This is a genomic window from Leptospira hartskeerlii, assembly GCF_002811475.1.
Classification (GTDB): domain Bacteria; phylum Spirochaetota; class Leptospiria; order Leptospirales; family Leptospiraceae; genus Leptospira_B; species Leptospira_B hartskeerlii.
The window spans coordinates 169,838-184,031 of record NZ_NPDL01000003.1; the positions used below are offsets into that span (position 1 = coordinate 169,838).

At 41.3% G+C, this 14,194-nt stretch carries 14 protein-coding genes; 4 read left to right on the forward strand and 10 right to left on the reverse strand.

Going from position 1 to position 14,194, the window contains the following annotated elements:
* Window positions 1-4 precede the first annotated feature (4 nt).
* The gene (leuB, locus tag CH352_RS06170) at window positions 5-1,081 is read left to right on the forward strand and encodes a 3-isopropylmalate dehydrogenase (protein WP_100705953.1); all 1,077 of its coding nucleotides are present in this window, start codon (window positions 5-7) and stop codon (window positions 1,079-1,081) included.
* A 107-nt stretch (window positions 1,082-1,188) separates the two neighbouring features.
* Window positions 1,189-1,596, forward strand: a complete 408-nt coding sequence (locus CH352_RS06175; RefSeq protein ID WP_100705954.1) for a response regulator — start codon at window positions 1,189-1,191, stop codon at window positions 1,594-1,596.
* A gap of 25 nt (window positions 1,597-1,621) precedes the next feature.
* Here the strand turns inward: CH352_RS06175 and CH352_RS06180 are convergent, their stop codons facing one another.
* Window positions 1,622-2,320, reverse strand: coding sequence for a purine nucleoside phosphorylase YfiH/LACC1 family protein (locus tag CH352_RS06180; protein ID WP_100705955.1), 699 nt, complete (start codon window positions 2,318-2,320; stop codon window positions 1,622-1,624).
* Window positions 2,321-2,416: 96 nt separating this feature from the next.
* On the opposite strand from CH352_RS06180, the gene CH352_RS06185 reads away from it, so the two are divergent.
* A complete protein-coding gene (locus tag CH352_RS06185) occupies window positions 2,417-3,079 on the forward strand; it encodes a phosphoribosylanthranilate isomerase (RefSeq protein WP_100705956.1) in 663 nt (220 codons plus the stop codon).
* A complete protein-coding gene (gene mutS / locus CH352_RS06190; protein ID WP_100705957.1) occupies window positions 3,048-5,606 on the forward strand; it encodes a DNA mismatch repair protein MutS in 2,559 nt (852 codons plus the stop codon). Before CH352_RS06185 ends, mutS begins: the two co-directional genes overlap by 32 nt.
* Before the next feature lie 49 nt (window positions 5,607-5,655).
* Here mutS and serB read toward each other — a convergent pair whose 3' ends face one another.
* From serB to CH352_RS06230, 9 genes are all read right to left on the reverse strand, one after another.
* Entirely contained in the window at window positions 5,656-6,432 is a 777-nt protein-coding gene (gene serB / locus CH352_RS06195) for a phosphoserine phosphatase SerB (RefSeq protein ID WP_423789691.1), read from the reverse strand.
* 92 nt (window positions 6,433-6,524) lie between these two features.
* Window positions 6,525-7,268 carry a GDSL-type esterase/lipase family protein gene (locus CH352_RS06200; RefSeq protein WP_100705959.1) on the reverse strand — a complete coding sequence of 248 codons (744 nt, stop codon included), beginning with the start codon at window positions 7,266-7,268 and terminating at the stop codon, window positions 6,525-6,527.
* A 22-nt stretch (window positions 7,269-7,290) separates the two neighbouring features.
* On the reverse strand, window positions 7,291-7,464 hold the full coding sequence (locus CH352_RS19005) for a hypothetical protein (RefSeq protein WP_008591702.1): 174 nt from the start codon (window positions 7,462-7,464) through the stop codon (window positions 7,291-7,293).
* Window positions 7,465-7,611: 147 nt separating this feature from the next.
* The gene (gene bioB / locus CH352_RS06205) at window positions 7,612-8,706 is read right to left on the reverse strand and encodes a biotin synthase BioB (protein ID WP_100705960.1); all 1,095 of its coding nucleotides are present in this window, start codon (window positions 8,704-8,706) and stop codon (window positions 7,612-7,614) included.
* A 68-nt stretch (window positions 8,707-8,774) separates the two neighbouring features.
* A complete protein-coding gene (gene bioA / locus CH352_RS06210; RefSeq protein WP_100705961.1) occupies window positions 8,775-10,079 on the reverse strand; it encodes an adenosylmethionine--8-amino-7-oxononanoate transaminase in 1,305 nt (434 codons plus the stop codon).
* Entirely contained in the window at window positions 10,076-10,741 is a 666-nt protein-coding gene (bioD, locus tag CH352_RS06215) for a dethiobiotin synthase (protein WP_100705962.1), read from the reverse strand. Before bioD ends, bioA begins: the two co-directional genes overlap by 4 nt.
* Before the next feature lie 2 nt (window positions 10,742-10,743).
* Window positions 10,744-11,802, reverse strand: a complete 1,059-nt coding sequence (locus tag CH352_RS06220) for an aminotransferase class I/II-fold pyridoxal phosphate-dependent enzyme (RefSeq protein ID WP_423789692.1) — start codon at window positions 11,800-11,802, stop codon at window positions 10,744-10,746.
* Between the two features lie 97 nt (window positions 11,803-11,899).
* Window positions 11,900-12,880 (reverse strand): malate dehydrogenase, encoded by a 981-nt coding sequence (locus CH352_RS06225; RefSeq protein WP_100705964.1) that lies wholly within the window; start codon window positions 12,878-12,880, stop codon window positions 11,900-11,902.
* 31 nt (window positions 12,881-12,911) lie between these two features.
* The gene (locus CH352_RS06230; protein ID WP_100705965.1) at window positions 12,912-13,979 is read right to left on the reverse strand and encodes a DsbA family protein; all 1,068 of its coding nucleotides are present in this window, start codon (window positions 13,977-13,979) and stop codon (window positions 12,912-12,914) included.
* Window positions 13,980-14,194: the final 215 nt, after the last annotated feature.

Consider the following 14,194-nt stretch of genomic DNA (forward strand, 5'->3'; position numbering starts at 1 on the left):
CTCTATGAAAAAAGTAGCCGTATTAGCAGGGGACGGAATCGGCCCCGAGGTCATGAAAGTGGCCCTCTCCGTTCTTAAAAAAGCGCTCGGCTCCAAAGCCTCCGACTTCCAATTTACGGAAAGCTTAGTAGGAGGAATTGCAATCGACAAAACTGGAGGACCTCTTCCTCCAGAAACTTTAAAACTTTGTGAAGAATCAGATGCTATCCTATTCGGATCTGTTGGAGGTCCTAAATGGGAATCACTTCCACCGGAAAAACAACCTGAGAGAGGAGCACTTCTTCCTTTACGTAAACATTTCGATCTATTCGCAAATCTTCGACCTGCGATCATTTATCCTGAGCTCAGAAATGCTTCTCCAATCAAACCTGAAATTATTGGAGAAGGCCTGGATATTCTTATTCTAAGAGAATTAACCTCAGGTATCTATTTCGGTCAGCCAAAAGGTAGAGAAGGAAGCGGAGCGGAAGAATTCGCATTCGATACAATGAGATATTCCCGCAGAGAGATCGAAAGAGCAGCAAGAGTTGCATTCGAAGCCGCGAGAAAAAGAAATAATAAAGTCACAAGCATTGATAAGGCAAACGTATTAACCACTTCCGTTTTTTGGAAAGAAGTGGTGATCGACCTTCACAAAAAAGAATTTTCCGACGTCCAATTAACCCATCTTTATGTGGACAATGCGGCGATGCAGCTAATCGTAAATCCGAAACAATTCGACGTGATCCTTTGCGAGAATATGTTTGGGGACATTCTTTCCGACGAAGCCTCCATCATCACAGGTTCTATCGGGATGCTTCCTTCTGCTTCCCTTTCAGAATCCGGATTCGGTTTATATGAACCTTCCGGCGGATCCGCACCGGACATCGCAGGCAAAGGAATTGCAAACCCGATCGCTCAGATTTTGAGTGCTGCACTACTCTTACGTTATTCTTTCTCTATGGAAGAAGAAGCACAAAAGATAGAAACTGCAGTCCGTAAAGTGATTTCCGCAGGAAAACGTACCAAAGATATCGCCGAGAAAGGCGCCGAAATTTTGGGAACGGAAGAAATCGGAATAGAAATTGAGAAGGTTTTATAAAGCCTGGAATTGATTCGATGCTTGGAAATTTCATATTTTTACGTATATAAATACTAAATGTATGAAACTTTCTGGAAATTTCTTGAATTAACGGGGACGGTGACTGGATGAAAGGCGGAGTAGCTCCATCAGGAAGACCTTATCAGGTAATCATTGCGGAAAATTCTAAATTCCAAGCTAAACAATTGGCTCAGATCCTGGAATCCGAAGGTTATGAAGTGGTCGGTTTTGCGGAAACGGGCAAAGAACTCCTGAATATGTACAAGGAAAACCGAAAGGTAGACCTGATTACATTAGACCTTCACCTCCCTGTGATAGACGGTTTTGCCGCCTTTTATGAAATGAAAGAAATGGGAGTTCTTCCTAGAGTGATCGTGATCAGCGACGAAAACACTCCCGCAGTCATCAAGGCTTTAACAGAAGATGGTATCATGGACTATCTGATAAAACCGATCAAAAGAGAAAAGGTTCTAGAAAAAGCAAACTCTACCGTTCGCAAAACGATCAAGATCTGATCCTGAATTTTTCTAATTTAGGATCTTATTCCAACCAGATACAATTCAAATTCCTACCGGTATCTCCCCTTCTATGACTAAAAAATTTAGAATTGGGAGACATCGTACAAACTCCGGCAGTTTCCAAAAAAGGCTGTATCCCTAGACTTTTAATCCTATGAAGTAAAAAAGTTTTTTGTTCCAACAGAAACTTTCCAGGCTCTTCTAACGCTTTGAGAGAATTCGGCACTTCTTTACGAAAAAGAGAAGCCACATCTTCTCCGACTTCATAGTGTTTGCCGGTCGCATAAGGCCCTAAATAAAAATGGACCAGTTCAGGATCTACTCCATATCTTTTCTGCACATGAGCCAGGACTTTTTCAGTAATACCTGCAAGAGTTCCTTTCCAGCCAGAATGGATTACCCCTACAAGAGCAGGCCTTCCTGTCCAAAAGAAGATCGGCATACAATCAGCCGTTTTTACGACTAGGATCTTTTTAGGTTCCGTGGTAAATAGAGCATCCCCTGTAGGAATTTCGGCGCTGGGAGATCCGTTTACTTCCAGGATGGTAGTTCCATGTTCCTGGTTCATAAAAAATACTTCGGTACCCGCAACTCCGGAAGCCTGCGCGACCCTCTCCCGGATAAAATTCGGGTCGTTTGGATCTCCGGTAGCCTCTTTGTTTCCCAGGATCAAAAGCCTAAGGCTTCTTTTGTCTTCTAGAAAAAATCTATGATCGATCATACTTGACTTGGGGAAGTCCTGGTCTTGTATAGAAAAGAGGAGAAATATTTCGAGCCGTAAAATGGAATCGAAAGACAGTCCCGGAAAAAAAATCCCATGTCCCAAACCCCTAAAGTAAAAATCTGCGGAATACGAAAAGTAGACGATCTAAAAGTCTGCGTGGAAGAAGGAGCCGATCTGATTGGGATCAATTTTGTCTCTTCCAGTCCAAGACTTGTTTCCCCGAAAGAAGCCGAGATCCTAATTACCTATTTATATACTTCTGTTCCTTCTTTTTTACGTCCAAAAATCGTATTCCTTTTTTATAAATCTTCAACCCAATATATAGAAGCGCTTTTAAAAAATTTGCGACACGACTATGTCCAATACGTTAGCGACGACTCATTGGCTCCCGGAGAATCTTCTCCTCTCTACCAAACCAAGGATTCCAGAATACTTTCCTATCGTGTTCGAGGAAAAGTAAACGATGACTCTTTACATTTTTTAAATTCAGATTTATTGATATTAGATAGCTATAAATCTGATGCGGGCGGTGGAACAGGAGAAAGTTTTCCTTGGGAACAGGTCTCGGAAGTCCGAAGACCTTACCTGCTTGCAGGAGGGCTTACTCCGGAGAATGTTGCAAAGGCACTCTCCCAGACAAAAGCATACGGAGTAGATGTTGCAAGTGGTGTAGAATCTTCTCCAGGAAATAAAGATCAGGAACTCATTCGGAATTTTATTAGAAATGCAAAAAGATTCGCTTACAACGGAAACTAATTCTCCTGATCTAACAGAAGCGCTGGATACTCCTATGATGAGGCAGTATCTGGAGATCAAAGCCAAGTTTCCAGATTCTATTCTATTCTTCCGAATGGGAGATTTTTATGAAATGTTTTTGGAAGATGCGAAAATTGCTTCAGCAATTTTAGACATTGCGCTTACTAAAAGACAAAACTCGGTTCCAATGTGCGGGATCCCATTCCATAGCAAGGACGGATATATTTCCAGATTACTTTCTGCAGGAAAGAAGATAGCAGTCTGCGAACAATCTAGACCGGAAGATGGAAATACAAAACTGATGACCAGGGATGTCGTGAGGATCATCACTCCAGGCACAGTGATCGAAGAACATTTACTTTCAGGTTTCCAAAATAATTATCTATGCGTGCTCGTCCCGAAAGCTGCCTTGATCTTTGTAGGAATGGCTGATGTTTCTACGGGAGAAGTTTTACATTTTGCGGTCCCGATTTCCAGGACCCAAGTATTAGAATCGGAGTTCGTAAAATTCAAACCCAGCGAAATTTGTGTATTCTCCCAAGACTTAGAAAGGATCAGAACTTGGCAAAACTTCGGAGAAAGAGAATTAACCGTTTTAGATGCGACTAAAGTTGGGTCGGAAAATTCTAACGATCCATTCCAAACTGTTACCAGAACATTAGAATATTATATTAGAGAGAATTATAGGGATGGAACTCTTACCTTAAGAGAGCCACGAATCTTACAAACAGGTTCTTATTTAGAAATGGATAGGGAAACCATCCTGAATCTGGAACTAATCGAAAACGAAAAAGAAGACAAGGGTCATACTCTATTCTCAGTTCTAAATTTTTGCAGTACTGCCAAAGGAAAAAGAGTCCTGAAACAGAGGATCTTATTTCCGGAAACGGACCCTGCCATCCTAAAATCCAGATGGGAAAAGCAGGACATCATCAAAAGGATCCCCCTTGCTCATTTAACTCAATCGCTCAAAGACCTAGGAGATCTGGAAAGAATCCTAGGTAGATTTAGAGGCAACAAAGCCTACCCTCGGGATTTCAAAACGATCCTTTCTTCTATCCAAACCTTGGATTCTCTCATAGGTTTACTTTCCCCTCTTGGATATCCGATCTCCAAACCGGATAAATTGGATCAATTAAAGGATTATATTGAGGGAAGGATCCATACGGAGGAACTTCCTGTTATATTAGGAAATGGTAAATTTCTAAAAGATGGCTTCGACAAAAATCTGGATAGAGCACGAGAAGCAGGTTCCAAAGGTGCCGACTGGATCTTAGAATTAGAGACAGAAGAGAAGAAGAAAACGGGACTTTCCACTCTCAAGATCAAGTATAATAAGATCGTTGGTTATTTTATAGAGATCTCCCGTGCACAAGCGGAGCAGGCTCCTAAAGAATATCTCAAAAAACAAACTCTAGTTACTTCGGAAAGATTTACCACTGCAAGACTAGAAGAGATAGAAAGAACGATTTTAGAAGCGGATGAGATCATCCAAAAAGTGGAGAAGGCAGAATTTGAAAAAATGGTACAAACCGTTTTGGAATATTCTTCCGAACTACTTCTTGTCTCGGAAGAATTCGGAGATCTTGATTTCCAAATTTCACTATTAAAGGCGGAGGAAAAATTCGGCTGGATACGCCCTGAACTGAGTGAGGATTCCAACTTAGAAATGAAATCTTCCAGACACCCTGTGGTGGAAGCAAGCCTTCCGGTTGGGGCAAAATTCACTCCAAATGATGTGGGCTTGGATGGAAAAGAAAACTCAATCGCCATCTTAACTGGTCCCAATATGGCCGGTAAGTCCACATTCATGAGGCAGATCGCAATTAATCAGATCTTATTCCAGATCGGCGGAAGTGTGGCGGCTGAAACTGCAAAACTTCCGATCTTAGACAAACTATTCACTCGTATCGGAGCTGGAGATAATCTGAATGCGGGAGAGTCCACATTCTATGTGGAAATGAAAGAAACTGCGAATATTCTAAAAAACTGTACTTCTCAATCTCTATTGCTTTTTGATGAAGTTGGAAGAGGAACTTCTACCTACGACGGAATGAGTATTGCTTGGGCGATTTTGGAATCTCTTTCTGAAATGCACCCAAGACCTAAAACTGTCTTTGCGACCCATTACCATGAACTTACCGAACTCGCCAGACTTCCCGGAGTTTGGAACCTTCATATGGAAACCGTGGAGAAGGATGATAAGGTCATCTTCTTAAGAAAAGTAAAACCAGGTAAGGCTAAAAAATCTTTCGGTATCTACGTGGCTCAACTTGCAGGAGTTCCAGATTCCGTAGTAAAACGAGCTGCCGAAATTCTCACAGATATGGAATCCAGGAAGAAAGAAATACGTATCCAAACCAGGGAACCTTCTTTATTCCAAGATATGAGCGCACCTAACGGCGACAGTCAGTTCTGGCAGGACTTTAAAAAAGAGATTACGGATCTTCCGATTGATTCTATGACTCCTATAGAAGCTTTAAAACTTTTGGATGATTGGAAGAAGAGAGTTAGTTCTCGAGGTTAATTTATAGAGCGGCGATGTTGGAATTCCTACACCGCGGTCCCAATTTCAATTAAGCAAATAAATACAGAAGAACATCCATAGAAGCAAAGTCTATCCAGTTGGAAATATTGGACTTAAGACCTTCTTTCGCATGAAATCCAATCCCGATACCGGAAGCCTCTAACATCAGTTGGTCGTTTGCGCCGTCGCCCACAGCTACGATGTTTTCTTTGCGTATTTGAAAGCGAGATTGAAGTTCCAAAAGAGAATCTCTTTTGATATTTTTATCGACTACAGTTCCGGATACTGTTCCTAAAAGTTTATCCCCTACTCGGTCCAAATAGTTTGCACGAACTTCATCAATGGAATATTCTTGTTTAAATCTTTCTAATATGTCTATAAATCCGCCGCTGAATACTGCGGTTTTCGCGTTCTTCTTCTTTAAACCTTGGAGCAATTCAGGGACACCGTGATTTGCATGTAATTTAAAATACAATTCGTCAAATATGGAAACAGGAAGATCTTTCAAATAATGGCATCTTTTTTGGAGAGCTTCGTGAAAGTTCAGGTTGCCTTCCATTGCTTCCTTTGTCACATGTGCGACTTCTTCATAAACACCTGCGTATCTTGCAAGTTCGTCTATGACTTCTTCTTGGATCAAAGTGGAATCCATATCGAAACAAAACAATACGTCATTGTTTAAAAAGGAAGAGATTTGGATCAGATCAATTTTACGGAATCTTTGTAATTCTTGTCTGAGATAGACTAATTCTTCTCTTGGAAGAGCATTATCTATATTCCAAACATCGCATACGTATTCTTTGGAAACTTCCGATCTTCTTTCGATAAAAGCAGGTTGTTTGAATCGGTCGGAAAGTGCCTCGGATAATCTTTGGGGATCCGAATCGTTTTTAGGACTGAAAAATAAGAGCACTTAGATTAACGTAAAAGGGATTTAATTTTGCGAAGCCAAATGATATAGGCGTCTCTATTGATATGGATCGGATCTTTTTTTCCATCATAAGAAAATGCCAATTCTTCTCGGATAAAAGGAATCTCTTTTTGTCGAAACTCAGGCCAGATATCCAAGAATTGGACATTTTGGTTCTCATTTGCGATCCGTAAAAGCCAAGCATTTACAATAGGAGATACAGAATTCACATTTCGGCTTAAAACCGGCGGAATTCCGAGAATAAGCACCTTTGTGTTCGGAAGGCTGGTTCTAATTTTTTGGACCAGAAGTCTATGAATCCCTTCTATATAATCCAGGCATTTACCGTCGCGAATATCGTTTCCACCGATTTCTAGGATAATAGTAGAAGGTTTTAGATTCAGGACGGTGGAGTCCAAACGGTTCAAAAGAAGTTCCGTCATATCTCCGGCAATCCCTCGGTTTACAGAACCTGGAAAATCCGCTTGGATCAGATCCGGTGGAATAGCTGCGATCAGGCTATTTCCTACGAAAACTATATTCGCTTTTTTTAATTTTTCATTCTCATTTGTGTAGATCAGGACTGCTTCCAGATACAATTTCTGGTAGGATTCCCATTCGTCGGAATCCCGGATACCTACCTTGTCCACACATTTGAAATCTGGATTATAATAGTCGTATATTGTCCTGGGTTGGAAAACAGAACAAGAGATTAGGGAAAGAAGAAAAAAACAAATCCCTAATACTTTCATTTGAACAATCCCTTTAAAACTCTCAGTTCTCGGATTCTTTCATGTGAAATCTTTTATGCCAGTCAGCGATCTGAGCCTGCAGATATTCTTCTGTGTCGCAAATACGAAATTCAATTGGGTTGTTGGAAACTGTATCGATCAATTTGGCTTCAATATAGCCGTTTTTTAGTTTATTGATCTCTATTTTATATTTCATCCGACAATCTCCGTTATATCCAGGATTTTCACCCCTACCAGAGTTTCAATCTATTCCGAAATTAATCTTGGAAAACCACCGAGCTTGGGAATCTTCCCATACTGGGTCGGAAAATGCTATACGATTTTGGATCTTAACCCAAAAAAACTATTTCAAGGATTTCCGATATTTGTAAAGTTCCGGGAAATTTTCAGGAGCATAAGGATGGTCTTTTCCGAGAGCGGATTCCCAATCTATTTCTTCTCCCACACCGGAAGAGAATTCAGGATAGAATCCTGAGTCTAGGATCATCCGGATAGTGTCTGCGGCATCGGAACCTTTTACGTTCAGATACCCGCTTGCAAATAAGGAATTAGCAGCGTATAAAGCCATTCCTTGCAGTCCTCTTAAATGTCCTTCTCTTCCTGCAGCAATACGGACCTCTGAATCAGGGTTCACCAAACGAAATGCAATGAGAGTCCTAAGGCAAAATTCCGGGGTTAAACCTTGCGGATTTTTAATCGCATGTCCCGCAACAGGGATGAAAAAATTCACCGGAATGGAGATTACTTTTAGGTTTTTGATCTCGTATATAACATCCGTTAGATCCCAAAGTGATTCCCCCATTCCAACGATCACACCGGAGCACATCCCTACTCCTGCTTTCATCAAATGGGTGATGGTCTCTACTCTTTGTTCGTAGGTATGAGTGTCACAGATTTCTGGATAGTGTGCCTTAGAAGTATTCAGATTATGATTGTATCTATCAAGACCGGCCGCCTTTAAACGTTCTGCTTTTTCTCTATCTAATAGACCGGCGGACAAACAAACTTTTAGTCCCAATTCTTTGCTGATCTTCTCGATTGTGAATGCCAGCTTTTCGGTTGCTAGAGAATTAGGTCCTGTTCCCGCTGTAACCATGCAGAAACGGTAAGCACCATTTTCCTTTGCTTGGACCGCATCTTGGAATATCTCCTCAGGAGATTTCATAGAATATTCTTGGACCCCAGAATCAGCATTCTTTCTTTGAGCGCAATAACCGCAGTCTTCCGGACAATGTCCGTTCTTAATATTGTCTAGAACATGAATCCGAACTGTTTTACCGAAATATTTTTCGCGGATTTTGTATGCCCTGTCCAAAGCCTCAGTCAATGGGACTTGGCCACTTAGAATTGCATGTGTTTCCTCCCGATCGATAATGCTTGGCACCTCTGAAAATACTTTTTCTGCAGTGGCTTGGGGAGTTTCTAGACTAAGTTTCATTCTGCCGATAGTTTCCGAAGCAGTGTTTTCCTTGGCAATCTATAATTGAACTTAAAAACGAGTGTTCGTCAATCTTCGATTTTATAAGCAGAGAGGCCTTCGCGGACCGCTTGGAACACCTTGTCCAAAGAAGATTTGGAAATATTATATGGAGGAGTGATATATATCACGTTCCCGAGTGGGCGAAGTATCACTCCATTCTCTTGGCAAATCCTACGGAACTCTCTCGCAAATGGATTCACATAACCTGGGCGAATCTTTCCTGTAAAAAGTTCTCCTACACCTACCGAACCGAGCACTCTTGTATTCTTGATCTTATCAGGAAATTCAACTCTTAGTTTGGCCCAACCTTCCTCCAAATAAGACTCCAATTTTTTTACATCTGCGAGTCTGTTTTCTTCTTTATAAATTCGTAATGAAGCAAGTGCAGAAGCGCAGCCTGGCGGATATCCAGTCATAGTGTGACCATGATAGAATGCTTTCATAGGTTCAGAGGACAAAAATTCTTTGTAAATTTCTTCTCTCACCAAAGTAACTGCCAAAGGAAGAATTCCAGCAGTCAGTCCTTTTGCGAGCGCTATCATATCAGGACGTATCCCTGCTTTTTGATAGGCAAAGTCTGCCCCAGTTCTCCCAAAACCGGTAAATACTTCGTCCAAAAGAAGAAGCACATCATGACGTTCTGTGATCTCTCTAAGCCTTGTAAGAACGCTTGGTTTATGGAATAACATTCCGCCTGCACCGGCGATCAAAGGTTCCATTACAACTCCTACTACTTCTTCGGAGTGAGCGGATAAGTACGCCTCTAACTCATCCAAACAATCTTCTGCACAGGAATGTGGTGATTTAGAAACCGGGCAATCATGACAGGCGGGAGAAGGAAAACTTTTAGTCTGAAACAAAAGGCTTTGAAAGACTCTATTGAATACTGAGTCCCCTCCTACGCTCATTGCTCCGATTGTGTCTCCATGATAAGAATAAGAGAAGTTGATAAATACCTTTTTCTTTTGTCTACCTTGGTTCCTAAAATACTGAAGAGCGATCTTCAACATGATCTCCAAAGCGGTGGACCCATTGTCAGAATAGACGACCTTACGAAAATTCCAATTGGTGAATTCTAAAAGTTCATGAGCCAGTTCTAATGCGGGAGGATGAGTAAAACCTGCGAGAAGTACATGATCCAAGGAATCCAACTGCTTTTTAACGGCGTCCACAAGTTTAGGATGGTTATGACCGTGGATGCTGACCCACCAAGAAGAGATTGCATCTATATATTCTTTTCCATTTTCATCATATAGAAATTCTCCCTTAGCAGAGACTATCTTTAAAGGAGGATCGGAATCTAGTTGGATTGTGTACGGGTGCCAGATCAAGGGAAAAGTAAGTCCGGGAGGATCCTGTCCGGATCGAATTCTTTTACAACCTTATCTAAGAATTCCTTTCTAGACAACTTTCTTTCCGGAAGAAGAAATGTCCCCAAAAGCCCTATTTCAGCCGCTTCTATGATGGTCCTGATATTGTCCGAGCGAAGTGGATTTTCAGGACCTATAAAATAGACTCCTAAAACCTTAATCTCTCTTTTTCTAAGAGCTTCAATCGACAATAACGTATGATTGATCGTTCCGAGTTCCGTTGAAGCTACTAATACCAATGGGATTTTCGCCTGCTCCACTAGGTCGACTGTAAAATAATAACGGTTCAGAGGAACATATAGACCTCCGGCACCTTCTACCAAAATTTTAGCGTCTTTTATACTGAAAAGATGCCTGGAAAGTTCATCGGTATCAACGGTAGTATTTTCCATTTCAGAAGCTAAATGAGGAGAAGCAGGAAGTTCGAATGTATAATAATTTTTTAAAAAATAAGATTCGTTGAGTCCGGTAAGATTCATGATCTTCACTCTGTCCGAATCCGCACCAGTTTGGATGGGCTTTAAATATTTTAGCCCAAGCTCTTCGGCATACTTAGCCATCATAAGAGAACAGAAAAATGTTTTACCGATATCGGTCCCGGTTCCGGTTACAAAGATGGACAAACTTAATTCTCCCGAACCAATTGTACGAATTTTTCTAGATCTTGTTTGCTAATCTTAGAATTAAGAGAGACCCTGATCCTAGAAACATCCACTGTAGGAGGACGGATCGCCTTTGCTTGGAATCCATTTTGGTCCAAACGAGAAGAAAGTTCCAATGCTTCTGCTTCCGAACCTAACAGTATAGGTATAATTTGAGTATTAGAATTTCCTGTATCTCTTCCGGTTTTATGCAAAGCATCACGAAAGAATTCAGAATTCTCGAGCAAAATTTTTCTTTCATCATCCATCTGTCTTGCAAGACGGATTGCAACCCTTCCAGCGTGCGCAATTGCAGGAAGTGAACCTGTGGAAAATACGAATGTTCGAGCAGAATGAAGTAAATACTTTCTCGCATCTTTGGTGGTAGAGATGACTGCACCTTCTAAACCGAGAGCCTTTCCTAAAGTAGACATTCTAAAATCCACTTCGGAAGTTCCGGGAATATTTTCTTCTAAGGAAACTCCAGAGCCCTCTTTCCCGAAAAGTCCGATTGCATGAGCTTCATCTACATAAAGTAATGCTCCGTATTTTTCTTTCAGATATAATAATGCGCGTATATCAGTTTTGTCGCCGTCCATACTGAATACGGACTCGGTTACGATCATCTTATGCTTGGAACCGGAATATTTTTTTAAAGAGTCTTCTAGATCGTTTAGATCGGAATGTTTATAATATACTTTTTTGGCGCCCGAGAGTCGGACACCATCCATTAAAGAAGCATGATTCTTACGATCACAAAAGATCGTATAAGAAGGATCTGCAACGCAGGAAATCGTTCCTAAATTCGCTGCATAACCATTTGCGAAGAAGAGAGAATCTTCAGATTGCACCCAGTTTGAAAAATCATTTTCTAATTCTTCGAATACTGTTCGATGACCTCTAACTAAGCGGCTTGCAGTGGAACCTGCACCGTAGATATCGATCCCTTCTTTTAAAGCTTGGATAATTTCAGGATGCTTAGAAAGCCCCAGATAATCATTGGAGCAGAGGTCCAGACCAGAAGGAGGATCCAAGACTCGGATCCTCTTTTGAGATTCTAACCTGGAAAAGAAGGCAGGAAGCTCCGAAAAGAAAGGAAGTTTCGTGGATGGAGTTTCCTGCACAGGATTTCCGAAGGGATTATAACATCCCTTTTACTTCGTCTCTTTCTGACTTAAGTTCGTCATGAGTGATATTGAATTTCTCTTTTGCAAAGTCGTTCAATTCCAATCCTTTAACGATCTCAACTTTAGTTCCGTCAGACTTCACTGGATATCCGAAGATAAGTCCCTTATCAGCTCCGTACGAACCGTCAGAAGTAACGGCAACGCTGAACCAATCTCCTGCCGGGGTGGGAGTGATGATCTGACGAACAGTATCCACAACTCCGTTAGCAGCAGATGCAGCGGAAGAGGCTCCTCTTGCTTTGATGATCTCAGCTCCACGTTGTTGAACGTTCTTAATGAAGTCACCTTTCAACCAATCATGATCTTTGATCACATCGGTTGCTATTTTTCCACCGATCTTAGCGTTATAGAAGTCAGGATATTGAGTAGAAGAGTGGTTTCCCCAGATCGCAACATTTGATACATCTTTTACCAAATTTCCAGACTTGATCGCAAGTTGGGATTTTGCACGGTTCTCATCCAGTTTGGTCATTGCGAACCAACGATCGGAAGGAACTCCTTTCGCATTGTTCATAGCAATTAAGCAGTTTGTGTTACAAGGGTTTCCGACTACCAGAACTCTTACGTCGGAAGAAGCGTTCTTCTCGATCGCTTTTCCTTGGTTTACGAAAATCCCACCATTAATTTTAAGAAGGTCACTTCTTTCCATTCCAGCTTTTCTTGGAACGGAACCAACAAGTAGCGCCCAGTTAATATCTTTAAAAGCGACATCCAGATCAGGAGAAACACTTACTTTTTGCAAAAGAGGAAAGGCGCAGTCTTCCAATTCCATGATCACACCTTTAGCAGCAGGAAGAGCTGCTTCCAGTTCCAACATCTGGATCTCTACCGGAGTATCCGCTCCGAACATTTGACCTGATGCGATCCTGAATAATAAAGAATATCCGATCTGCCCAGCGGCACCCGTAACTGCTACCTTAACTGTTTTTGCCATTTGAAACTCCTAACTTTTTATATACTAGAGCTTAGTTATTTTTCAGCTCTTCGTCGATGATCTTCGTGAAATTTTGGATCGGCATATTGCCTTCCACTAAAATACCATTAATGAAGAATGCAGGTGTTCCGTTTACGCCGTAACTTTGCCCTGCTTGCATATCTGCTTCGATCTCGCTCTTTATCTTGTCCTCGTCAGCGATACAACGATTGAAGGCTCCCATGTCCAAACCAACTTGCTGAGCCAGTCTGATCACATTCCCTTTTTCTAATTTTCTTCCGTTCTCGAAAAGGAGGCTATTGTACTGCCAGTATTTTCCCTGAGGGATCGCACAATTTGCGGCAACATGAGCGAACATTGCGTTTCTATGGAAGTCCATAGGGAAATCCCTAAAGACCCATTTGATCTGATCCTTATATTGTTCTCTGAGCGCTTTAGTAGTAGTCTGGCTCATCGCACAATAAGGACATTCGAAATCTGAAAATTCTACAATAGTAACTTTTGCATCAGCAGGTCCGATTGTTGGATTCTCACTTGCCTCGATCGCAACTCTAGTTGGAGGAGGAAGTTCCGGTCCGATGATCTCAGTATTATACTCTTCTCTCATTCTTCCGAAGAATGATTGTCTTTCTCTATCCGCTTGGACCGCTTTTAAATATTTTACGATCTCACCTTGGACTGCAGCTAAAGGTTTTCCTTTTAAGCCTGGCTCATTTTTGAATTGGTTATATGCTGCAACCACTTCGTCTTGGACCGGCTCATACCCTCTTCCAAACTTAGTCAGCTCTTCTACAGGAACTCCTTTAGCAGCTGCTTCTTTTTTTAGGATTTCTTGGGAAGCAAGCTGTGAGAACATTCTATACATCTGCTGGTTGTTTTCTTGCAGATATTTGCGATAAGCAGCCGGGTTATCTTTTTTCACATCGGAGATGGTATAAAATCCGAAAGTCCCGATCCTCATATAATGTTCCGGTATAAAGAACTTCACAATAGGATGAATTGATAATAGAACGTAAGCTAAGAAGACCCAAGGAAGTGTCGCCTTAAATTTCTGACCGAAAACACGGTCTAAGAGAGTGGAAGAAGTTTCTTCAGACATAATATCCTTACCAAAGGGAGAAAAGCTCCCCTAGCTGCCAATTTAGAAAGCTGAGTATGGGAGGCAAACGAATAATTCGGATGGCGAAAAAGGCAGAAATCCGCCTATATCCATGGTAAAAAAACCGTTCAAATTCAGGCTTATAAAGGAATTATTTCGAAAAAAAATTAAGCAAGCGATCTGATTTCCGATAGGAATTAATAGAGACCTGAAAA

Bases quoted from the DNA above. Each gene is read 5' to 3' on its own strand.
- leuB (WP_100705953.1), top strand. From the start codon at position 5: ATGAAAAAAGTAGCCGTATTAGCAGGGGACGGAATCGGCCCCGAGGTC.
- CH352_RS06175 (WP_100705954.1), top strand. From the start codon at position 1,189: ATGAAAGGCGGAGTAGCTCCATCAGGAAGACCTTATCAGGTAATCATT.
- CH352_RS06180 (WP_100705955.1), bottom strand. From the start codon at position 2,320: ATGATCGATCATAGATTTTTTCTAGAAGACAAAAGAAGCCTTAGGCTT.
- CH352_RS06185 (WP_100705956.1), top strand. From the start codon at position 2,417: ATGTCCCAAACCCCTAAAGTAAAAATCTGCGGAATACGAAAAGTAGAC.
- mutS (WP_100705957.1), top strand. From the start codon at position 3,048: ATGCAAAAAGATTCGCTTACAACGGAAACTAATTCTCCTGATCTAACA.
- CH352_RS06200 (WP_100705959.1), bottom strand. From the start codon at position 7,268: ATGAAAGTATTAGGGATTTGTTTTTTTCTTCTTTCCCTAATCTCTTGT.
- CH352_RS19005 (WP_008591702.1), bottom strand. From the start codon at position 7,464: ATGAAATATAAAATAGAGATCAATAAACTAAAAAACGGCTATATTGAA.
- bioB (WP_100705960.1), bottom strand. From the start codon at position 8,706: ATGAAACTTAGTCTAGAAACTCCCCAAGCCACTGCAGAAAAAGTATTT.
- CH352_RS06225 (WP_100705964.1), bottom strand. From the start codon at position 12,880: ATGGCAAAAACAGTTAAGGTAGCAGTTACGGGTGCCGCTGGGCAGATC.
- CH352_RS06230 (WP_100705965.1), bottom strand. From the start codon at position 13,979: ATGTCTGAAGAAACTTCTTCCACTCTCTTAGACCGTGTTTTCGGTCAG.